The organism is Anaeromyxobacter oryzisoli (assembly GCF_022690765.1).
In the GTDB taxonomy this organism is placed as follows: Bacteria; Myxococcota; Myxococcia; order Myxococcales; family Anaeromyxobacteraceae; genus Anaeromyxobacter; species Anaeromyxobacter oryzisoli.
Map to the genome: position 1 here is coordinate 1 of NZ_JALCZA010000080.1, position 20574 is coordinate 20574.

At 74.9% G+C, this 20574-nt stretch carries 20 protein-coding genes; 16 read left to right on the plus strand and 4 right to left on the minus strand.

Going from position 1 to position 20574, the window contains the following annotated elements; genetic code table 11:
* The first annotated feature begins 152 nt into the window (after nt 1-152).
* Genes MNZ27_RS19030 through MNZ27_RS19070 form a run of 9 tightly spaced genes read left to right on the plus strand, consistent with a single transcriptional unit; the run spans nt 153 to nt 8893 of the window.
* Nucleotides 153-1577, plus strand: coding sequence for a type II and III secretion system protein family protein (locus MNZ27_RS19030; protein ID WP_242395677.1), 1425 nt, complete (start codon nt 153-155; stop codon nt 1575-1577).
* Between the two features lie 11 nt (nt 1578-1588).
* Nucleotides 1589-2755, plus strand: coding sequence for an AAA family ATPase (locus MNZ27_RS19035; RefSeq protein WP_242395678.1), 1167 nt, complete (start codon nt 1589-1591; stop codon nt 2753-2755).
* The gene (locus MNZ27_RS19040) at nt 2739-4070 is read left to right on the plus strand and encodes a CpaF family protein (protein WP_242395679.1); all 1332 of its coding nucleotides are present in this window, start codon (nt 2739-2741) and stop codon (nt 4068-4070) included. The genes MNZ27_RS19035 and MNZ27_RS19040 overlap by 17 nt, the downstream gene beginning before the upstream one ends.
* A 3-nt stretch (nt 4071-4073) precedes the next feature.
* Nucleotides 4074-5033 (plus strand): type II secretion system F family protein, encoded by a 960-nt coding sequence (locus MNZ27_RS19045; RefSeq protein WP_242395680.1) that lies wholly within the window; start codon nt 4074-4076, stop codon nt 5031-5033.
* Between the two features lie 8 nt (nt 5034-5041).
* Nucleotides 5042-5998, plus strand: a complete 957-nt coding sequence (locus MNZ27_RS19050; protein WP_242395681.1) for a type II secretion system F family protein — start codon at nt 5042-5044, stop codon at nt 5996-5998.
* Nucleotides 5995-6759 carry a tetratricopeptide repeat protein gene (locus MNZ27_RS19055; RefSeq protein WP_242395682.1) on the plus strand — a complete coding sequence of 255 codons (765 nt, stop codon included), beginning with the start codon at nt 5995-5997 and terminating at the stop codon, nt 6757-6759. The genes MNZ27_RS19050 and MNZ27_RS19055 overlap by 4 nt, the downstream gene beginning before the upstream one ends.
* A gap of 9 nt (nt 6760-6768) precedes the next feature.
* A complete protein-coding gene (locus MNZ27_RS19060) occupies nt 6769-7083 on the plus strand; it encodes a hypothetical protein (RefSeq protein WP_242395683.1) in 315 nt (104 codons plus the stop codon).
* Nucleotides 7084-7086: 3 nt separating this feature from the next.
* Complete coding sequence (locus MNZ27_RS19065) at nt 7087-8247, plus strand: pilus assembly protein TadG-related protein (protein WP_242395684.1); 1161 nt, start codon at nt 7087-7089, stop codon at nt 8245-8247.
* A gap of 10 nt (nt 8248-8257) precedes the next feature.
* Entirely contained in the window at nt 8258-8893 is a 636-nt protein-coding gene (locus MNZ27_RS19070; RefSeq protein ID WP_242395685.1) for a methyltransferase family protein, read from the plus strand.
* Here the strand turns inward: MNZ27_RS19070 and MNZ27_RS19075 are convergent.
* Nucleotides 8887-10377 (minus strand): hypothetical protein, encoded by a 1491-nt coding sequence (locus MNZ27_RS19075; protein WP_242395686.1) that lies wholly within the window; start codon nt 10375-10377, stop codon nt 8887-8889. The two genes, MNZ27_RS19070 and MNZ27_RS19075, sit on opposite strands and share 7 nt — an antisense overlap.
* A gap of 262 nt (nt 10378-10639) precedes the next feature.
* Here MNZ27_RS19075 and MNZ27_RS19080 point away from each other — a divergent pair, with 262 nt between their 5' ends.
* Entirely contained in the window at nt 10640-11734 is a 1095-nt protein-coding gene (locus MNZ27_RS19080) for an NAD(P)H-dependent flavin oxidoreductase (RefSeq protein WP_242395687.1), read from the plus strand.
* On the opposite strand, the gene MNZ27_RS19085 is transcribed toward MNZ27_RS19080, so the two are convergent.
* Nucleotides 11694-13274: a DHA2 family efflux MFS transporter permease subunit gene (locus tag MNZ27_RS19085; RefSeq protein WP_242395688.1), complete on the minus strand. Its 1581-nt coding sequence runs from the start codon at nt 13272-13274 to the stop codon at nt 11694-11696. The two genes, MNZ27_RS19080 and MNZ27_RS19085, sit on opposite strands and share 41 nt — an antisense overlap.
* Nucleotides 13275-13286: 12 nt before the next feature.
* A complete protein-coding gene (locus tag MNZ27_RS19090; RefSeq protein WP_242395689.1) occupies nt 13287-14516 on the minus strand; it encodes an HlyD family secretion protein in 1230 nt (409 codons plus the stop codon).
* 202 nt (nt 14517-14718) lie between these two features.
* Between MNZ27_RS19090 and glgP the strand changes: the two genes are divergently transcribed.
* The 6 genes from glgP (at nt 14719) to MNZ27_RS19120 (ending at nt 20178) form a co-directional block, all read left to right on the plus strand.
* Nucleotides 14719-16893: an alpha-glucan family phosphorylase gene (gene glgP, locus MNZ27_RS19095; protein WP_242395690.1), complete on the plus strand. Its 2175-nt coding sequence runs from the start codon at nt 14719-14721 to the stop codon at nt 16891-16893.
* The gene (locus MNZ27_RS19100) at nt 16890-18089 is read left to right on the plus strand and encodes a 3-phosphoglycerate dehydrogenase family protein (RefSeq protein ID WP_242395691.1); all 1200 of its coding nucleotides are present in this window, start codon (nt 16890-16892) and stop codon (nt 18087-18089) included. The genes glgP and MNZ27_RS19100 overlap by 4 nt, the downstream gene beginning before the upstream one ends.
* Nucleotides 18090-18344: 255 nt before the next feature.
* Nucleotides 18345-18596 carry a hypothetical protein gene (locus MNZ27_RS19105; protein ID WP_242395692.1) on the plus strand — a complete coding sequence of 84 codons (252 nt, stop codon included), beginning with the start codon at nt 18345-18347 and terminating at the stop codon, nt 18594-18596.
* 120 nt (nt 18597-18716) lie between these two features.
* Nucleotides 18717-18839 (plus strand): hypothetical protein, encoded by a 123-nt coding sequence (locus tag MNZ27_RS19110; RefSeq protein ID WP_408629701.1) that lies wholly within the window; start codon nt 18717-18719, stop codon nt 18837-18839.
* Nucleotides 18840-18905: 66 nt separating this feature from the next.
* Entirely contained in the window at nt 18906-19595 is a 690-nt protein-coding gene (locus MNZ27_RS19115) for a DUF6448 family protein (RefSeq protein ID WP_242395693.1), read from the plus strand.
* 46 nt (nt 19596-19641) lie between these two features.
* Entirely contained in the window at nt 19642-20178 is a 537-nt protein-coding gene (locus MNZ27_RS19120; RefSeq protein ID WP_242395694.1) for a hemerythrin domain-containing protein, read from the plus strand.
* 52 nt (nt 20179-20230) lie between these two features.
* Here the strand turns inward: MNZ27_RS19120 and MNZ27_RS19125 are convergent.
* The coding region (locus MNZ27_RS19125; RefSeq protein WP_277958120.1) for a hypothetical protein at nt 20231-20574 on the minus strand (344 nt) is incomplete at its 5' end.

Genomic DNA, 20574 nt, shown 5'->3' on the forward strand with positions numbered 1-20574 from the left:
GCGCGCGTCGCCGCCGTGCGCCGGGCCCCGCGCCCCGCGCCCGCCCCCCCGCCCGCGATCTCGCCCGCGCCGCCCGAGCCGGAGAAGCGGGTCGTCGAGATCCTCCGCGGCGACCTCTACGAGAAGCGCGACTTCGCGAAGGAGAAGCGCCAGTGACCTCCCTCTTCCCCGTGCTCCTGCTCCTCGTCGCCGCGGCCGGCCCGACCGCCGGGGTTCCGCAGCTCCGGATCGACCGCAACGTCGGCGCCGCCTCCGAGCTGTCCCTCGAGGCCGGCCAGAACCGGCTGCTGGTGCTCTCCGAGGAGATCGGCCGCGTCGCCGTGGCCGACCCGAACGTCGCCGATCTCAAGGTGGTGACGCCGAACCAGCTCCTCCTCACCGCGAAGAGCGCCGGGACCACCGACCTCACCCTCTGGAACCGCGGGAACGAGCCGCTGGTGATCGCGCTCCAGGTGACGCGGAACCTCGAGCCGCTCCGCAAGCAGATCAAGGAGCTGTTCCCCGGCGAGAAGGTGAGCGTGAGCGGCGCCGGCGAGCTGGTGATCCTGTCCGGCGAGGTGAGCGACCTCCGGATCCCGGAGCGGCTCGCCGAGATCGCGCGCCTCCACGCGAGGCAGGTCGCGAACCTGGTCAAGGTCTCCGGGAACCAGCAGGTGCAGCTCGAGGTCCGCTTCGCCGAGGTCTCGCGCTCGGCCGTCCGCCAGATGGGGGTGAACTTCTTCCACCAGGGGTCGAACGGCGATCTCGTGGCGGGGATCACCGGCCGCGGCGTGCCGGCGAACAACTTCCTGAAGCCCGCGATCCCCGGGACCGGCCCGGGGTTCCGGCCGCCGGAGGTGCCCGGCTCCCAGTTCGCGAACGGCTTCTCGCTGTTCTTCTCCTCCTCCAAGGAGTTCCCGTTCTCGACGCTGCTGAACCTGCTCGAGACGAACGGGCTCGCGAAGGTCCTCGCCGAGCCGACCCTCGTCACGCTCTCCGGCCAGGAGGCGAGGTTCCTCGCCGGCGGCGAGCTGCCCATCCCCCTCTCCAGCACCTTCGGCCAGGTCCAGGTCGAGTGGAAGAAGTTCGGCATCCAGCTCCAGTTCACGCCGACCGTGATCGCGGGGGACACCATCCACCTCGCCATGATGACGGAGGTGAGCGAGATCGACTCGACGCTCGCGATCACCATCGGCGGGTCGAGCGTCCCCGGCCTCACCACCCGCCGCAGCGAGACCACCATCCGGCTCGGCGACGGCCAGAGCTTCGCCGTCGCCGGCCTCCTCTCCGACAAGACCCGCTCGACCATCGAGCGCGTCCCGTTCCTGGGGAGCCTGCCCATCCTCGGCGCGCTGTTCCGCTCGACCGAGTTCCGGCGCGACGAGACGGAGCTGCTCGTGATCGTCACGGCGCGCCTCGCGGCGCCGGTGGCCCCGCACCAGCTCCCGCCGCTCCCGACGGATCGCGAGCTGAACCACCCGAGCGATTTCGAGCTGTTCCTGCTCGGCTGGGACTCGGGCGGGAAGCCCGCGCCGCGGGCCGCCGCCGGGCGCGCGGCCCCGGGCGGCCCGAGCGGCGCGCACGGCTTCGTGCGCTGAGGAGGCGACCCGTGACCACCGACCGCGCCGTCCTGCTGGCCGACACCCCGCCCCGCGCCGAGGCGCGCCTCCGGGCCCTCCTCCCCGAGGTGGACTTCCGCCCCGTCGTCCTCGCCTCGGCCCGCGAGCGCGCCGCGGACGCCGGCGCGGCGGTGGTCTGGCTGAACGGCGACGCCGAGGGCGCCTTCCGCGCCGTCGGAGCCCTCGACGCCCGCGGGCTCCGGGTCATCGTGGTCGGCGCGCGCAAGGACGCCGACCTGATCCTGCGCGCGATGCGCGAGGGGGCGAAGGAGTTCGTGGTCTCGGAGGACGAGGCCGGCCTGGTCCGCGCGCTCCGCGAGTCGATCCGGACGTCGCGCGCGCAGGAGGGCGGCGTGGTGCACGCGGTGTTCGCCGCGAAGGGGGGCGTCGGCGCGACGACCCTGGCGACGAACCTCTCGGGCGCGCTCCAGGCCGGCGGGACCCGGACCTGCCTCGTGGACCTGGACGTGGCCATGGGGGACGTCCTCGCCTTCCTCGACCTCGGCGGCGGGTACTCGCTGTCGGATCTGGCGAAGAACCTGAGCCGGCTCGACCCGGCCCTGCTCGAGACCTCGCTCCTCCGCCACGGCTCGGGCGTCCGCGTCCTCACCGCTGGCCCCCCGGAGCAGGCGGAGCGGCTCGAGGCCGCGACGGTCGCCGCCGCCCTCGGGTTCCTCCGCCAGCACTTCGGGGCGGTGATGGTGGACGGGCTCCGGGGCCTCGACGACCTGGCCCTCGCCGCGGTGGAGGCGAGCGACCGGATCCTCCTCGTCCTCACGCAGGAGATCCCGGCCGTCCGCGACGCCCGCCGCTGCGTGGACCTGCTCCGCCGCCTCGGGTGCGAGGACAAGGTGACCGTGGTGGTGAACCGGCATCGGAAGGGGCAGCAGATCGACGACGCGGTGATCGCCGACACCGTCGGCCTGCCGGTCGGCGCCGTCATCGCGAACGACTACCCGGCGGTGATCCAGGCGGTGAACCGCGGTGCCTTCGTCGCCGACGACGCGCCCCGGGCCCAGGTGACGCGCGACCTCGCCGCGCTCGCGGAGACGCTGGTGCCCGCGATGCCAGGCGCGGCCCGCGCCGGGCCCGCGGCGCGCCCGGGGCTCATCGGCCGGCTGTTGGGCGGGAGGTCGCGCGATGCGGCTCGCGGATAGGCTGCGGCAGGGACCGCCCGGTGCCCCTGCGGCGCCGTCGTCCGGCTCCGAGGCGCTCCGCGGCGCGAAGGCGGAGATCCACCGCCGGCTGGTGGACCGGCTCGACCTGAAGGCGGTCGAGAAGCTCCCGCCGGAGCGCGTCCGGGAGGAGCTGCGCGGGATCGTGGCGTCGCTGGTCGGCGCCTCGGGGCTGCCGCTCAACCAGCTCGAGCGCGAGCGGCTCGTCCAGGAGGTGCTCGACGAGGCGACCGGCCTCGGCCCCCTCGAGCCGCTCCTCGCCGATCCGTCGATCAGCGACATCCTCGTGAACACCGGCGCGGTGGTCTACGTCGAGCGCGGGGGGAAGCTCGAGCGGACCGCGGTCCGGTTCGACTCGAACGACCACCTCATGCAGGTGATCGCCCGGATCGTGTCCCGGGTGGGCCGGCGCGTGGACGAGACCTCGCCGATGGTGGACGCCCGCCTCCCCGACGGCTCGCGCGTGAACGTGATCGTCCCGCCGCTCGCGGTGGACGGCCCGATCCTCTCGATCCGGCGCTTCGGCCGCTCGCCGCTCCGCGTCCGCGAGCTGCTCTCGCTCGGCTCGGTCTCCCGGGAGTCCGTCTCGTTCCTCGCCGCCTGCGTCCGCGCGAAGCTCAACGTCCTCATCAGCGGCGGGACCGGGACCGGCAAGACGACGATGCTGAACGCGCTCTCGGCGTTCATCCCCGAGGACGAGCGCGTCGTGACCATCGAGGACTCGGCCGAGCTGCAGCTCCAGCAGCCGCACGTGGTCCGGCTCGAGACCCGGCCGCCGAACATCGAGGGCAAGGGCGAGATCGTCGCTCGCGACCTGGTCCGGAACGCGCTCCGCATGCGGCCGGACCGGATCGTCGTCGGCGAGGTCCGCGGCGCGGAGGTCCTCGACATGCTCCAGGCGATGAACACCGGGCACGAGGGCTCCATGACGACCGTGCACGCGAACTCGCCGCGCGACGCGCTGATGCGCCTCGAGGCGATGGTCGGGATGGCGGGCGTGACGCTCTCGGAGACGGTCACCCGGCAGATGCTCTCCCGCGCGCTCCACGTCGTCGTCCAGCTCAGCCGCGGCACGGACGGCAACCGCCGGCTCACCAGCATCACCGAGCTCACCGGCACCGAGGGGCCCGTCATCACGCTCCAGGAGATCTGGCGCTTCGACCAGCGCGGGGTGGACGAGCACGGGAAGATCCTCGGCCAGCTCGCGCCCACCGGGATCCGGCCGAAGGTCCTGGGGCGCATCGAGCGGTCGGGGATCGACGTCGCGCGCGTCCTCGAGCGCATCCTCGACGAGTGAGCCATGCGCGAGGCCCTCATCCTCCTCGCCTGCGTCGCCGCGGTGGCCGCCCTCGAGGGGGCGCGCCAGCTCCTCCGCTGGTCCGCCGAGCGACGCCGCGACGAGCTGCGCCGGCGACTCGACGCCATCGGCCGGCAGGAGCCCGGCGCGAGCCTGCTGCGCGACCGGCGGCTCTCGGCGCACCCCACCCTCGACGCCGCGCTGCGCGCGATCCCCTTCGCGCACGGGCTGGAGAAGCTCCTCGAGCAGGCCGACTCCCGGCGCACGGTGGCGCAGCTCGCGGGCGGGTCTGCCCTCGCGGGCGTGGCCGGGCTCGTGGGCGCCAGCCTGCTCGGCCTCGGCACGCCCATCGCCGTGCTGGCGGGCGCCGTCGGCCTCCTCGTGCCCGCCGCCGTCCTCCGGGCCCAGCGCGATCGGCGCAGCCGGAAGCTGAGCGAGCAGCTCCCCGAGGCGCTCGACATGATGGCCCGCTCGCTCCGCGCGGGCCACGCGCTCACGAGCGCCTTCGAGGTGGTCGCCTCGGAGATGGCCGAGCCCGTCGCGGTCGAGTTCGGGCGCGCGTTCGAGTCGCAGCGGCTCGGGCTGCCCGTCGAGCAGGCCATCGTCGAGATGACGGAGCGCACCCCCGGCAACCGCGACCTCGAGATCTTCGCCGTCTCCGCGGTCATCCAGCGCGAGACCGGCGGGAACCTCGCCGAGCTCCTCGGGAGCATCGCCGAGACGATCCGCGCGCGGTATCGCTTCTACGGCAAGCTCCGGGTCCTCACCGCCGAGGGGCGGGCGTCGGGCCTCGTCCTCGGCGCGCTGCCGCTCCTCATGCTGGTGCTCCTGCGGATCGTCAACCCGGAGTACCTCGAGCCGCTCTTCCTGACAGCGAGCGGGCACGCGGTCCTCGCAGCCGCGGCGGGGTCTTGGCTCGCCGGGCTGACGTGGCTCTACCGGCTCACGCAGGTGGACCTCTAGGAGACGCGATGCGGCTCGACGAGATGGCCCTCTGGATCGCGACGCTCCTCCTCGCCGGCCTCGGCGCGCTCGTGACCGGCGTCGCCGCCGTGCTGCGCCGTGCGGCTCCCCTCGCGGAGCGGCTCGCCGATCCGTCGGCAGCGCCCGACCTCGGCCCGAGCGTGCCGAGCCTGGTGCCGCGCGCGCCCGGCGGCACGCTGGCCCGGCTCCTCGGCCCGGCGACCCGCCTCGCCATGCCGATGACCGCCGGCGAGGTGGAGCGGCTCCGCCTGCGGCTCGCGCAGGCGGGGCGGCGGAGCGAGCACGCGGTCACGTCGCACCTCGTCTCGAAGCTGCTCCTCGCCGCGGTGGCGGTCGGGATGTTCCTGTGGGCGAACGCACAGCGGGCCCACCGCCTCGAGCCGGCCTTCGTCATCGCCGTGCTCGCCTTCGCGGGCGGCTACTACCTCCCGGACGCCCTCCTCGCATCCCGCACGCGCGCTCGGCAGACGGCCATCGAGCGCGGCCTGCCCGACGCCCTCGACCTGCTCGTCACCTGCGTCGAGGCGGGGCTCGGCCTCGACGCCGCGCTCCAGCGGGTGGCGGGCGAGGTCCACCGTGCGTGGCCGGTGCTCGCCGACGAGCTGCGGACCACCTTCCTCGAGGTGAAGGCCGGCATCTCTCGCATCGAGGCGTTCCGCCGGCTCGCCGGCCGCACCGGCGTGCTCGATCTGCGATCCCTGTCGGCCACGCTCGCCCAGACCGAGCTCTTCGGGACGAGCGTCGCGGTCGCGCTCCGTGTCCAGGCCGAGGGGATCCGCGTGCGGCGCATGCAGCGGGCCGAGGAGCGGGCCGCCTACGTCGGGGTGAAGATGACGCTCCCGCTCGTGCTCTGCATCCTGCCGACCTTGTTCGCCATTCTCATCGGACCGGCCGTCCTGAACATCGCCCGCTCCCTGCTGCCGGCCCTCGGAGGTGCCCGATGAACGGCCGCGTCCTCGCGCTGGTCCTCGCCGCTGTCCTCTCCGCCTGCGCCGCCAGGCAGCGCACCGACGTCGCCCGGGCGCAGCGCGCGCTCGCGCAGGAGCTGATCCGGCGCGGCGACCTCGAGCACGCCTTCCAGGCGGCGGACGCGCTCTGCCGCAGCGCGCCGGAGGAGCCCGACGGGTATTGGCTGCGCGGCGTCGTGTACCGCGAGCAGCGGCTCGACAAGGAGGCGGAGGGCGACCTCGGCGAGGCGCTCCGGCTCGACCCCGGCCACGCGCCGGCGCACTCCGCCCTCGCGATCCTCTACGACGCCCGGGGGCGCGGGGAGGAGGCGATCCGGCACCACCGCCGGGCGGCGGCGCTCGACCCCCGCAACCCGGCCTACAAGAACAACCTGGGCTTCTCGCTCTACGCGCACGGCCGGCCGCGGGACGCGGTCCCGGTCCTCGAGGAGGCGCTCCGCGGCGCGCCGACGGACGCCCGGATCCGCAACAACCTCGGGTTCGCCCTCGCCGCGACCGGCGACTTCACCGGCGCGCAGGAGCAGTTCGCGCGCGCGGGCTCGCTGGCCGAGGCCCTGAACAACCTCGGCTGGGCCTACGAGCGCCGGGGCGATCTCGGCCACGCGTACGACCTCTACGTGCAGTCCATCCGCCAGGACCCGGCCGCCGCCGCGCCCCGCGAGAACCTCCAGCGCGTCGCGCGCGCCGCCTCGCGCGATGCGCCCGCCGATCTACCGCCGCCGCCCGAGCGCGGCTAGGAGCCGATCATGCGCCGCTTTCTCCTCCTCGCATCCCTGGTCCTCGTCTCCCCCACCGCCGGGTGCGGCCTGCGCAAGGGCCACCTGATCCGGGACTTCGGCAACTCGACCGACGCCGCCTTCGCGGCGCAGGCGCCGCGCCGGGAGCCCCCCGCGCAGGCGGTGCTCGGCCTCGATCCCCAGGAGGCCGCGGTCGTGTCGCAGACGTACGCGAACAGCCTCGCCCCCACGGGCGCGGCGGTGAAGCAGGAGCCGATGATCCTGGTGGCGCCGAAGACGCGCGACCACCTCCCGCTGCCGCCGCCCTCCGTGCCCCGGGAGTGAGCCATGGCTCGCCGCGCCCGCCCCTCCGGCCGGCCTCCTCGCGGCGCGACCGCCGTCCTCGTCGCGATCGTCCTGGTGCTGCTCCTCGGCTTCCTCGCCCTCGCGCTGGACTCCGGGCACCTGTTCTCCGTGCGCGGCGAGCTGCAAAACGCCGTGGACGCGGGCGCGCTCGCCGGCGCCCTCGATCTCGACGGCACGCCCGCGGGGCTCGATCCGGCGATCGCCGCTGCGACCGACTTCGCCGCGCGCCACGAGACCGACAGCCACGTCGACGTCGTCGCGAACCAGATCGAGCTGGGCCGCTGGACGCCGCCGGGCCGGGACTGCGCGAGCTACGGCGGGGTGGCCAGCGGCCAGACCGGGCCGCGCGGGTATCAGTTCTGCCGGATCGACGCGCGGGACGCCGTCGCGGCACGGCGGATCAACGCGGTCCGGGTCCAGGCGGCGCGGGCCGAAGGCGCCGCGGGGGGAGGTGGCGCCCCGGTCTTCCTCCACCCGTTCGTGGGCGCGTCCGCCACCGCCGACGTCGCCGCCGAGGCGGTGGCAGCCCGGGGCGGCCCCGTGTCCCAGCCATGCCCGCACGCCCCCCTCACCATCCGGGACGACTGCCTGGAGGACGGCGGCGGCTCGCTGCGGTGCGGGGACACGTACACCATCGGGCTCTCGGCCGCGACCGTCGACTCGGCGGGCTGGACCACCTTCACCTCCGACGACGTGACCAACGAGGGCATCTGCAGCGTGCTCCAGGGCAACGGAGCGTGCGTGCTGGAGGAGGATCAGCTCATCGAGACCGGGAACGGCAACCAGCTCTCCTCGCGGATGTGCGTCGCGCCGGACGGCACCAACCCGTCCTTCTGCGAGTGGTTCGGCCGCTTCATCGGCGAGGACATGGCGATCCCCGTCGTGCAATACGACGACGCCAAGGGGTGCTACAGCGGCGGGTACTCCGGGCCGGCGCGCGTCGTGGGGTTCGCGACGTTCCGGATCACCGAGGTCTACTGCAAGCACGCGGCCGCGATCCCACCGGAGGGCAGCCCGTGCGCCGGCTACGCGACCGACCAGTGCATCGTCATCCAGTTCATCTGCGGCGCGCAGATCGGCCTCGGAGCGCCGCTCGGCGCGTGGTGGGGAACCACCACCGTGCAGCCGCAGCTGGTCCGGTGAGAGGTCCCCCATGCCCGTGCCCTGGCGCGACCCCCCGGCCTCGACCTGGCGCAGCCTCCGGCGGGCGTTCGTCGATCTGGCGCTCGCCGCGCTCTTCCTCGCGTTCGCCCTCGCGCACGCGAAGCAGCTCCTCCAGACCCACCGGTCCAGCCACGCCATCGTGCTCCTGGTCGAGCTCGCCTTCGCGCTCTTCTTCCTGATCCGGACGCCGGCCGTCGACACGTCTCGCGCGCCGCGCGACTGGCTCTTCGCGCTCTGCGGCACATCCGCGCCGCTCCTCCTCCGGCCCACCCGCGCCGGCGCCGACGTCCTCGCCGGAGACGGTCTCCAGATCCTCGGCGCGACCGGCGCCCTGCTCGGGATCCTCGCGCTGAACCGCAGCGTCGGGATCGTGCCGGCGCGGAGAGCGCTCCGCTCCTCGGGCGCGTACGCGGTGGTCCGCCACCCGCTGTACGCGTCGTACGCGCTGTCGTGGCTCGGCTACCTCGTGTCGAACCGGAGCTGGGCGAACGTCGCGGTGGTGGCGATCGGCCTCGCCTTCCAGCTCGCCCGCGTCCGCGCCGAGGAGCGCTGGCTCGCGCGCGACGCCGCCTACCGGGCGTACATGTCGCGGACGCGCTGGCGCCTGGTGCCGTTCGTCTATTGAGGGCCGCGCGCGGCGCCCGCTCCGAGGCGACGGACGTAGATGGTGTCGACACGGTCCCGGTAGACGCAGCGCCACTCGGCGGCGCGCCGATCGAGCGCGGCCCCGAGCGGGCTCGTGGCGGGAACCAGGATCGCGTCAGCCGGATCTCGCCGGAGCACGGCCTCCCACCCGTCGGCGGCCGCGAACAGCGCCGCGTGCCGCTCGAACGTGCCCTGCGGGTACGCCGCCTCGTAGCGCGAGTCGAAGCTGACCCGCACGGCCGGGTGCAGCTTCCAGCTCACGTACGATCCGTCCTCGAACCGGGTGAGGAGCCGCCCCTCGAACCGGGACGCGGAGAGGTACTCGACCGCGCCCACCGGGTACCAGCGGTCGGAGCGGTCTGGCACGCCCGGGATCGTCACGGTCGACGCGCCACCGCCGAGCGCCGTCCAGCCCCCCAGGACCGCGAACGCGACGGACGCACCGGCGACCACGGGGACGCGCGCGGACCAGCGTTCCACCGCAGCTCCGAGCTGCGTCCGCGCGAAGAGCGGCGCGACGTAGGCGAGCCACGCCAGCGCATGGAGCGGGAGGTGCCGCACGGACGACGCCGCCGCCAACGACGAGCCGAGCACGAGCGCCCACCCGCTCACGCTCAGCGCGGTCCGACGGCCGGCGAGCCAGATCACGGAGAGCAGCACCACGAGCGAGGCGCAGTACACCGCGAGCAGCGCCCGGCTCCCTCGCGCATCCCATGGAGGCGCCCACTCGGGGATCGACGGTCTGTGCATGAGGATCGCCCGCCAGAGGTACGACACGTACTCCCATCCGTACGGGTTCAGGAGGGCGAGGAGCGCCATCGCCGCCGCGACCCAGACGAGGTGACCGACGCTCGTCGCCGCCGTCCGCGCCGCTCGACCTCCGAGCCGCGAGGCCGTGAAGCGCTCGGCCGCGGCGGCCCCCACCACGGCGAAGCCGACGACGAAGCCGCCGTGCATGTTCACCCACACGACATGGAGGACGAGCCACGGCAGGATCCACCAGCGCCCGCCGGTGCGGTCCACCTCGAGCAGCACGAGGAGGATCGCGACGAACAGCGTGGTGAACGCGCCTGCGCGGACCGGCGAGTAGACGGCGACGACGAGGAGGAACATCGCGATGGGCCCGAGCACCGCGATCGAGGCGGCGGTCGCCCGCCTTCGCCGCGCGCAGGCGTAGGCCAGCCCCGTGATGGCCGCCACGAGCGCGTACCGGACGATCCCCAGGGCGGAGGGCCCCGCTCCCGCCACGTGCCACGCCGCGTAGAGCAGCGCCCCCGTTCCCCACTCATGGTGAACGACCGGATCGAGGGTCCGGGTGTACGCGAACACGTCTGTCCGCGGGATCGCTCCGGACGCGAGCGCCTCGCGGATGAGCGACATCTGGTGGAAGACGTCGAGGTCGACCGTCCGCGCGTCGGCCAGGTACGCGACGAGCTGCCCGGCGAGCCCGAGCCAGACGAGCACGTGTCGCGAGCGAGTCGCGGCTCGAGCGCGGCGCGCGGCGCCGTCCTCTCGATCGGTGCCGTCGGTGGCGGACCCGGGTTCCACGCACCCTTTCGCTTAGCACCTCGGCACGAGCTGACGCGCCCTGCCCCCATCCCGGACCCGCCCCCGTACTCGCGCGCCGGACCGCGCGAGGGGCACGGCGCACCACCCCGCCGAGTCGCTGGCGCGGACGTCGCCCGCCGCGCATGTCTCCGCCGGGGAGATCCCGGAGGACGGCGCGATGGCACGGAGCGGACTGCTGGCGAGGCTCGGCGTCGATCACCCGATCTTCCTCGCTCCGATGGCCGGGGGCCCCTCCACCCCCGAGCTCGTCGCGGCGGTGTCGAGCGCAGGCGGCCTCGGGTCGCTCGGCGCCGCCTACCTCTCGCGGGCGCAGGTCGCGGACGCCTGCGCTCGGATCCGCGCCCTGACCGATCGCCCCTTCGGCGTGAACCTGTTCGCGGGCGGCTTCCGGGCCGAGCTCGCCGTGGACGCACGCGCCGCGCTCGAGGTGGTCGCGGAGGCGCACGCCCGCCTCGGCCTGCCCGCCCCCGACCTGCCGCCGGTGCCACCCGATCCGTTCGCGGAGGAGCTCGAGGCGCTGCTCGAGGCGCGCCCCGCCCTCTTCAGCTTCACCTTCGGGGTCCCGGACGCCGCCGACCTCGCGCGGGTCCGCGCCGCCGGGATCCCGATCGCGGGCACGGCCACCACGGTGGACGAGGCCAGGGCGCTCGAGGCCGCGGGCGTGGACGCCGTCGTGGCCCAGGGCGCCGAGGCGGGCGGACACCGCGGGACCTTCCGCGGGCCCTTCGAGGCCGCCCTCGTGCCCACGCTCGAGCTGACCTCCGCCGTCGCCCGCGCGGTCCGCGTCCCGGTGATCGCCTCCGGCGGGCTCATGGACGGGCGCGACGTGGGCCGCGCGCTCGCCGCGGGCGCCGAGGCCGCGCAGCTCGGGACCGCCTTCCTCGCCTGTCCCGAGTCCGGCGCGGCCCCCGCCTACAAGGACGCGCTCCTCGCCGCCCGCGCCGACACCACGGTCGTCACCCGCGCGTTCTCCGGCCGCCCCGCGCGCGGGCTCGCGAACGCGTTCATCGAGGCCGCCGAGGGCCGCCCGGGCGCGATCCTCCCCTTCCCGCTCCAGAACGCGCTCACCCGCGCGATGCGGCAGGCCGCGGCGCGACAGGGCCGCGCCGAGTTTCTCTCCCTCTGGGCGGGCCAGGGCGTCGCCCGGATCCGCGCCCTCCCCGCCGCCGAGCTGGTCCGGACGATCGTCCAGGAGCTGGCGAGCGCGGAGGTCAGTGCGCCGAGAATCGCCCCCCCTCGACGCGGCGGGTGAGGAAGACGAGCGGCACCATCGCGGCCGTGAAGCAGGCGAGGACGAACAGCGCGTCGAGGTACGCGAGGGTCTGCGCCTGCTGGAGGAGCTGGCGATACACCACGGCGTACGCCTGCCGGGTCGCGTCCACGGACGACGTGCCGGCCCTCTCGAGCGCCCGCGCGACGCCGGCGAGCCGCGCGAGGAGCGCGCCGCTCCCGGCGTCGAGGTGGGCGGCGAGGTTGGCCTGGTGGAACTGAGCGCGGCGCGCGATCAGGGTTGTCACGAGAGCGATCCCGATGCTCCCCCCCAAGTTGCGCGAGAGGTTCACGATGCCCGAGACCGCGTTGTTCTTCTCCGGCGGGACGCCGGCGTAGACCACGGTGTTGATCGGCACGAAGAGGAAGGCAAGCCCCGCCGCTTGCCACATCCGCAGCTCGACCGCGGTCCGGAAGTCGATGCCCGGGTAGAGGGTCTTCACCATATGGAACATCGAGAGGGAGATCACGATGAACCCGAAGGCGATGAGCCAGCGGGCGTCGTGTCGCGAGACCAGTCGGCCGACGACGGGCAGGAGCAGGATCACCACGACCCCGCCCGGCGAGAGGACCATCCCCGCCTGCTGCGCGGTGTACCCCATCCAGACCTGGAGGTACTGCGGGAGGAGCACCGTCGAGCCGAAGAGCGCGATGCCGAGCACGACCATCATGAAGTTGGCGGCGGCGAAGCTCCGGTTCGTGAAGAGCCGCACGTCCACCACGGGGTGCTCCTGACGCCACTCCCAGGCGGCGAAGGTGACCAGGGTGACCGCCGCCACGACCGCGAACGCCGTGATCGTCGCGGAGGCGAACCACTCGTCCTCCTGCCCGCGATCGAGGACGACCTCGAGGGCGCCGAGCCCGAGGGCGACCAGCGCGAGGCCGGGGTAGTCGATCCGCCCGACCCGCCGCCGCGCCGCGGTCACCCACGGCGGGTCCACGATCATCCGGCGCGAGAGGAGGAGCGACACGATCCCGACGGGCACGTTGATGAAGAAGACCCAGCGCCAGTTGAAGCGATCGGTGATGTAGCCGCCGAGGGTCGGCCCGATGGCCGGCGCCACGACCACCGCCATGGCGTAGACCGCGAACGCCATCCCCCGCTTCTGCGGGGGGAAGGTGTCGGCGAGGATCGCCTGCTCGCTCGGCCCGAGGCCGCCGCCGCCGAGCCCCTGGAGCACCCGGAAGAAGATCAGCGCGCCGAGGCTCGGGGCGATCCCGCACAGGAACGAGCTCGCCGTGAAGATGGCGACGCAGGTCATGTAGAAGCGCTTGCGGCCGAAGCGGCTCGCGAACCAGCCCGAGACCGGGAGCACGATCGCGTTCGAGACCAGGTAGGAGGTCAGGACCCAGGTGCTCTCGTCCTGGCTCACCGAGAGGCTCCCGGCCATGTGCGGGAGCGCGACGTTGGCGATGCTCGTGTCGAGCACCTCCATGAACGTCGCGAGCGTCACCGTCATCGCGACCGCCCATGGGTCGTGACCTCCGGTGAAGCCCTGCTCCGGGGCGTCCGCCGCGCTCACCCGCGCCTCGCCTCACCGGATCCGGACCGACGGGACCACGGACATCCCGGGCCGCAGCCGATCCATCTCGGGCTGCCCGGGCTCGAGCCGGATCCGGACCGGCACCCGCTGGACGACCTTCACGTAGTTGCCGCTGGCGTTCTCGGGCGGGAGCAGCGCGTACCGCGAGCCGGTCGCGCCCGCGAAGCTCTCCACCACCCCGCGGTAGTCCCGCGAGAGCGCGTCCACGTGCACCTCCACCGGCTGCCCCGCGCGCATGAGCTCGATCTGCGTCTCCCGGAAGTTCGCGGTGACCCACAGGTCGCCGGCCTGGGTGAGGGCCATGAGCTGCTGGCCGGGCTCGACGTGATCCCCGACGTTCACGGTCTTCCGGCCCACGATCCCGTCCGCCGGCGCGGTCACCTGCGCGTAGCCGAGGTTGAGGCGCGCCTGCCTGAGCTGCGCCTCCGCGAGCTCCAGGTTCGCGCGCCGGACCTCCACCGACGCCTCGCGCGTGACGACCTGGCGCGGGGCGTTCTGCCGGGCCTCCTGCTGGCGCGCGAGGGCGCTCTGGAGCTTCGCCCGGCGGCCGGCGAGCCGCTTGCGGGCCGCGGCCGTCGCGGCGGCCTCCACGTCGTGCGCGGCGAGGCGGCGGTCGTAGTCGGCCGGCGCCATGCTGTTCCCCGCGACGAGCGCCCGGGCGCGCTCGAGGTCGGAGCGCGCGAGCCGCTCGCTCGCCTCCGCCGAGTCGAGGTCGCGCTGCGCCGCCTCGAGATCGGTGCGGGCCGACTCGACCTCCGCGTCGGCGGCGTCCACCGCGGCGCGGCTGCTCGTCTCCGTGATCGGCACGCTGGGCGTCTCCACCGCGACGGCGGCGCGGGCCTGCGCGACCGCGGCCCGGGCCTGCGCGAGCGCGACCTCGAGATCGGTCGGGTCGAGCACCACGAGGACGTCGCCGGCCCTCACGCGCTGGTTCTCCACCACCCGGACCGCGATCGCCGTCCCCGGCACCCGCGCGCTCACCGCGCCGATGTTGCCGTCGATCTGCGCGTCGTCGGTGTCCTCGTAGTTCCGGGCGTGGAGCCACCAGCCGAGCGCGGCCAGCAGCACGACGACCGCCCCGATGGCGATGCGGAGGCGCCGACGCCCGCGGCGGGGCGGCCGCTCCGCCGCGGCGGCCGGCACGGCGGCCGGGGCGACGTCCGGACGCGAGGCGGGGGCCCGATCGTCCCCCGGCGCCGTTCGCCTCGCCTCTCCGTCCATTCCGCGCTCCCTCCGGTCCGCCGCCCGCGCCCAAGGGTCATGGACAGGGGCGCGCGCAGCCGCAACCGGAACGCGTGGGCGAGGCCCCGTGTCGCGCGGACGGGCGACCCCGGCTCCCGCGGTCCCGCCTTGGTAGTGGTGGGGAGCGCGGGGTGCGCCTAGGGATTTCGAGGGCTGCGGCGCGACCCGCCCGGCCGCATCCATGGACGCCGCCGGATCCTCCCTCGAGCAGGCCGCGCTCTCGGCGCTGCTCCCGCCGCGCCTCCGCCCGCTCGCCCGCATCGCCTTCGACTACGGCTGGAGCTGGCATCCGAGCGGCGAGGCGCTCTGGCGGGCGATCGACGACGTGCGCTGGGAGGCCTGCGGTCGCAACCCGCTGCGGCTCCTCCGCGAGGCGCCGCGCGCGGTCCTCGAGCGGGCCGCGGCGGACGAAGGCCTCGTCGCCGCCATGGACGGCCTCGCGGCGGAGCTCGAGGCGGCGCGCGCCGCGCCGGCGGCGTCCCTCCCGGGGTTCGCGCCCGGTGCGCCCGTCGCGTTCCTCTGCGCCGAGTACGCGATCCACGCGTCGCTCCCGATCTACTCGGGCGGGCTCGGCGTCCTCGCGGGCGATCTTCTCGAGGAGGCCTCGGACCAGCGGACGCCCCTGGTCGCGGTCGGGCTCCTGTACCGGCGCGGCTACTTCCACCAGCGGCTCGATCGCAGCGGGCTGCAGCACGAGTACTGGACCACCGTGAGCCCGGAGCAGCTCCCGATCGAGCGCGCGCTCGCCCCGGGCGGCGTCCCCGTGTCCGTCGAGGTCCCCCTCCGCGGCCGGCCGGTGCGCGCCGCCGTCTGGCGCGCGCAGGTCGGCCGGGTCCCGCTCTTCCTGCTCGACACCGACGTCCCGGAGAACGTCGCCTCCGACCGGTTCATCTCGACCCAGCTCTACGTGGGGGAGCGGGAGTACCGCCTGATGCAGTACGCGCTCCTCGGGATCGGCGCGGTGCGCGCGCTCGACGCGCTCGGCGTCCGGCCGGCGCTGTTCCACCTCAACGAGGGCCACCCCGCGCTGGCCGCGCTCGAGCTCGCCCGGGAGCCGCTCCGCCGCGGCGAGCCGCTCGACCGCGCCGTCGCCGAGGTCCGCCGCCGCGTCGTCTGCACCACGCACACCCCGGTCGCGGCGGGGAACGAGACCTACGCGCCGGCGGAGGTGCTCTCGGTGCTCCGCGGCTACGTCGAGGGGCTCGGGCTCGACCCGACCGCGGCGCTCGCCCTCGGGCGGCCACCGGGCGCGGGCCCCGACGAGCCGTTCGGGATGACCGACCTCGCCATCCGGTGCGCCCGATCGGTGAACGCGGTGAGCCGCCGCCACGCCGAGGTCGCCCGCGCGATGTGGGCGCGTCACTGGCCGGGCCGCCGACCGGAGCAGGTCCCGATCACCGCCGTCACGAACGGCGTCCACCTCCCGTCCTGGATGGCGGCCCCGATGCGCGAGCTGCTCGCGCGCCACCTCGGGCCTGGGTGGGCCGAGCACCCCGCCGACCCGGCGCGGTGGGCCGGCGTGGACGCGATCCCCGACGACGAGCTCTGGGCGGTGCGGTGCCGCCTCCGCGCGGAGCTGGTCGCCTTCGCGCGGGCCCGCTCGGTCGCCGACCGGCTCGCCCGCGGCGAGCCCCTCGCCTACGTCGAGCGGGCGAATCGCACCTTCGATCCCGGCGTCCTCACCGTCGGGTTCGCCCGCCGCGTGGCGTCCTACAAGCGGCTGCACCTGCTCGTCGCCGACCCCGGGCGCGCCCTGGCGCTCCTCGCCGGCGCGCGCCCGCTCCAGGTGGTGATCGCTGGCAAGGCCCACCCGCGCGACGAGGCCGCGAAGACGATCGTGCAGCGGATCTTCGCGCTCAAGAGCGAGCCCTTCGCCGCGGAGCGGGTGGTCTACCTCGAGGACTACGATCTCGAGATGGCCCGCCGGCTCGTCGCGGGCTGCGACGTCTGGGTGAACCTCCCGCGCCCGCCCCTCGAGGCGAGCGGCACGAGCGGGATGAAGGCGGCGATGAACGGCGGCCTGGGCCTGAGCGTGCTCGACGGGTGGTGGCTGGAGGGCTTCGACGGGACGAACGGCTGGGCGATCCCGAGCGACCCCGCCACGGACGAGCACACGCAGGACGCGCGTGACGCGGCGGCCCTCTACGACCTGCTCGAGCGCGAGGTGGTCCCGCTCTTCTACGACCGCGACGCGGACGGGCTCCCGCGCGGCTGGATCCGGCGGGTGAAGGCCTCGATCCGCACCATCGGCCCGCGCTTCAGCACCGCCCGCACGCTCGCCGAGTACCTCGAGCGCGTCTACGCGCCGCGCGGATCGTCGGCGGTCGCGGCCTCCGGGCCGGGAGGCACCCCGTGAAGCTCCTCGTCGCAGACGCCTTCCCGCAGGACCGCCTCGCCGATCTGGCGGCGCTCGGCCTCCAGGTGGACCACCGCCCCGAGGTCTCCGCCGCCGAGCTCCCCTCTGCCGCGGCCGACGCGTCCATCCTGGTGGTGCGCTCGAAGCAGGTGAGCGCCGAGGTGTTCGACGCGGCGCCCGCGCTCTCGCTCGTGGTCCGCGCCGGCGCCGGCGTGAACACCATCGACGTGGCGGCCGCGTCGCAGCGCGGCGTCTACGTCGCGAGCTGCCCGGGGCAGAACGCGATCGCGGTCGCGGAGCTCGCCATCGGGCTCCTCCTCGCGCTCGACCGTCGGATCCCCGACAACGTCGCGGAGCTCCGCGCGGGGCGTTGGGACAAGCGGCGGTTCTCCGAGGCGGCGGGCCTGCACGGGCGCGCGCTCGGCCTCGCCGGCCTCGGCGCCATCGGGCGGGAGGTGGCGACGCGGGCCCTGGCGTTCGGCATGCGCGTCGTGGCGTGGTCGCGGTCCCTCACCGACGCCCGCGCGAAGGCGCTCGGCGTCGAGCGCGCGCCGGCTCTCGTCGCCCTCGCGCGCGAGGTGGACGCGCTCTCGCTGCACCTGCCGAGCACGAGCGAGACGCGTGGCGTCGTCTCCCGCGAGGTGCTGCTCGCCCTCCGGCCGGGGGCGCTCCTCGTGAACACCGCCCGCGCCGAGCTGGTGGACCAGGACGCGCTGCTCGAGCTCGTCCGCGCCGGGCGCCTCCGCCTCGGGACCGACGTGTTCGCCGGCGAGCCTGAGAAGGGTCGGGCCGAGTTCCGGAGCGAGCTCGCGCAGCTCCCGGGCGTGTACGGCACGCACCACATCGGCGCGTCCACCGCGCAGGCGCAGGACGCCATCGCGCGCGAGACGGTCCGGATCGTGGAGTCGTTCGTGCGCACCGGTGAGGTCCCGGGCTGCGTGAACGTCGCGCGGAAGACCCCGGCGCGCGCCCGGCTGATCGTGCGCCACTACGATCGCGTCGGCGTCCTCGCCAACGTGCTCGCCCGCATCCGCGAGGCGGGGATCAACGTCGAGGCGATCCACAACACGATCTTCGAGCAGGCCCACGCCGCGAGCTGCGCCATCGATCTCGGGCGGCGCCCCCCCGACGCGCTCCTCGAGCAGATCCGCGCGCGTCGGGACGAGGTGATGTTCCTGGACTGCTTCGACGTTTGATGGGCTGCCTCCGACGCGTCGTGGACCGTTCCAGTCAATATGGAGCGCATGAATCCATGAACGTCCTGCTGAATGACTTTCCTCTGCGACCGAGGCGTGACTCTCCTGATCGCGATCCATCGACAGCATGCATTCCAGCGATTCGACGGGACATTCTGACGCCGTGCCGCATCGCGCCGAACGTCCGGAAGAACTATCGATGCGAGGTGAGCACCGGCCGTCGGAGTCGAGGCCGGGCTTGCGCTGGAGGTCCAGATGGCACCTCGATCCGAGGCGTTGCAATACCCGGCCGGGACGGCCCTCGCGAGCGCTGCCGTGACGCGCGGCTGGATCCGCGACTGCGTGATCGTCGCGCTCGCCACCGCCGCCGCGGCCGCGTTCGCCTATGTCGGCGGAGCGGTGGTGTTGCTCGCCATCCTCGCGATCATGGTCCTCGCACCGGTGATCGCCGCGGTGCTCGGGGTCATCGCGGTCCGCTCGGAGCTCCGACGCCTCGCCTCGAGCTGATCGCCGAGCGTCTGCGCGCGCCGCTTCGGCGTGCAAGGCCTCATGGGCATCCCGCCCGACGCGACGCCGGTCCCTCGCTCATCGGCGGCGCGGGTCCCTCGTGGGCTCGCTCATCGGTGGGTGGCATCGCAGGAGATGCTGGATCACTGTGGCAGGGACGGGATCACCCCCGACGTCGAGGTGATCCCGATCCAGAAGGTCGACGAGGCCTACGAGCGGATGCTGAAGGGCGACGTCTGGTAGGCGCTCCCGCGTGACTCGGTGCGGCGTGCGCGCCCGAACGGAGCCCGCCCTTCGAAGGAGCACGCCATGACTCCGACCCTATTCCGCAGCGCGTCCCTCGCCGTCGCGCTCGTCCTCGCGACGCTGCTCTCCCCGGCGATCGCCCGAGCACACTGTGACACGCTCGACGGCCCCGTCGCCGCCGCGAGCCGCACCGCGCTCGCCAGCGGCGACCTGAACCCGGTCCTCGCCTGGATCCAGCCCGCGCACGAGGCCGAGATCCGCGACGCCTTCGCGAAGGCGCGGGCCGCGCGTGCCGCGGGCCCGGAGGCGCGCGTCGTCGCCGACACCTGGTTCCTCGAGACCGTGATCCGGGTGCACCGCGCCGGCGAGGGCGCGCCCTTCACCGGCCTGAAGCCCGCCGGCGGGCCGGTGGATCCGGCGGTGGCCGCGGTGGATCGCGCCGCCGCGAGCGGCGACGCGAAGGAGCTGGAGGCGCTCCTCGTCGGCGCCGTGCGCGCCGGGACGAGGGAGCGATTCGGTCGGCTCGCCGCCGAGAAGGCGCCGGGGCGCGACGTGGCCGCGGGCCGGCGCTGGGTCGCCGCGTACGTGCCGCTCGTCCACTGGGCCGAGGCGGTGCTCGCCACGGCGCACGGTGACGCCCACGGCACGGAGGACGTTCACGGCGCGGAGGCCGGCCAGACCGGCTCGGGCGCGCCCGACGCGCACCCGGGCGCCGCGCGGCCGGCGGCTGCCGCCGGGCGGCACGCCCGCTAGTACTGCTCCGCGCGGTACTAGCCACCCGAGGTCCACCGAGCACGCCATGTCCATGCCCACGGACCCCGCCGAGCCTCGCGGTCCCCTCGGCCGTTACCTGGCGGCCGACCACGCCCGGCTCGACGCCCTCCTCGCGCGCGCCGCCGCCATCCCCGGCGAGGTGGACCGCCCCGCGTACGACGCGTTCCGCGCGGGGCTCCTCCGCCACATCGCCCTCGAGGAGAAGATCCTCTTCCCCGCCGCGGTCGAGGCGCGCGGCGGGCAGCCGCTCCCGGACCAACGGCGGCTCCGCGTGGACCACGGCGCCATCGCCTCGCTGCTCGTGCCGTCTCCCACGCCGGAGCTGATCCGCGAGCTCCACTCGATCCTCGAGCCGCACGACCGCCTCGAGGAGGGCCAAGGCCACGACGCCGGCGTCTACGCACAGTGCGACGCGCTCCTCGCGGACCGCGCCGAGGAGCTCGTCGCGCGCATGGACGCGTACCCGCCAGTGCGCGTCGCGGCGCACTACGACGGGCCCCGGGCGGTTCGGACCGCGGCGGAGGCGCTCCGGATCTCGGCGCTCCAGGCCGCCCGGAGGTGAGAGCGCCCGGACCTCTCGTCGTCGGCCGCCTCGCCATGACGAGCGCCCCCCATCACGGCGCGCACCAGCCGGGAGGCGGCCTCGCGAAGCCGCGGTCCCGCCGGAACGGCTCCGCCGTCTCGCGCAGCCAGGCGTCATCCGCCAGGCCGTAGCGGGCGCCGTCCACGTCGATGCCGAGCGCGACGAGGCCGTCGCGATCGTCGTACCGCAGGGTGAGGATCGCCTCCGGCCGCCGGCTCGCGCGCTGGAACGCGACGGGGCGCGCCCGCGATCCGCGCTCCTCCCCGAACTCGGTGCCGAGGCCGGGCCGGGCGGAGGCCGCGCGCTCCGCCTTCGCCGTCGCGCCGGGCGCCGCCGAGGGCGCGGGGGCCGCGGGGGCCGCGGGGGCCGCGGAGG

Bases quoted from the DNA above. Each gene is read 5' to 3' on its own strand.
- MNZ27_RS19045 (WP_242395680.1), top strand. From the start codon at position 4,074: ATGCGCGAGGCCCTCATCCTCCTCGCCTGCGTCGCCGCGGTGGCCGCC.
- MNZ27_RS19040 (WP_242395679.1), top strand. From the start codon at position 2,739: ATGCGGCTCGCGGATAGGCTGCGGCAGGGACCGCCCGGTGCCCCTGCG.
- MNZ27_RS19115 (WP_242395693.1), top strand. From the start codon at position 18,906: ATGACTCCGACCCTATTCCGCAGCGCGTCCCTCGCCGTCGCGCTCGTC.
- MNZ27_RS19065 (WP_242395684.1), top strand. From the start codon at position 7,087: ATGGCTCGCCGCGCCCGCCCCTCCGGCCGGCCTCCTCGCGGCGCGACC.
- MNZ27_RS19070 (WP_242395685.1), top strand. From the start codon at position 8,258: ATGCCCGTGCCCTGGCGCGACCCCCCGGCCTCGACCTGGCGCAGCCTC.
- MNZ27_RS19055 (WP_242395682.1), top strand. From the start codon at position 5,995: ATGAACGGCCGCGTCCTCGCGCTGGTCCTCGCCGCTGTCCTCTCCGCC.
- MNZ27_RS19120 (WP_242395694.1), top strand. From the start codon at position 19,642: ATGTCCATGCCCACGGACCCCGCCGAGCCTCGCGGTCCCCTCGGCCGT.
- glgP (WP_242395690.1), top strand. From the start codon at position 14,719: ATGGACGCCGCCGGATCCTCCCTCGAGCAGGCCGCGCTCTCGGCGCTG.
- MNZ27_RS19050 (WP_242395681.1), top strand. From the start codon at position 5,042: ATGCGGCTCGACGAGATGGCCCTCTGGATCGCGACGCTCCTCCTCGCC.
- MNZ27_RS19080 (WP_242395687.1), top strand. From the start codon at position 10,640: ATGGCACGGAGCGGACTGCTGGCGAGGCTCGGCGTCGATCACCCGATC.
- MNZ27_RS19060 (WP_242395683.1), top strand. From the start codon at position 6,769: ATGCGCCGCTTTCTCCTCCTCGCATCCCTGGTCCTCGTCTCCCCCACC.
- MNZ27_RS19105 (WP_242395692.1), top strand. From the start codon at position 18,345: ATGGCACCTCGATCCGAGGCGTTGCAATACCCGGCCGGGACGGCCCTC.
- MNZ27_RS19090 (WP_242395689.1), bottom strand. From the start codon at position 14,516: ATGGACGGAGAGGCGAGGCGAACGGCGCCGGGGGACGATCGGGCCCCC.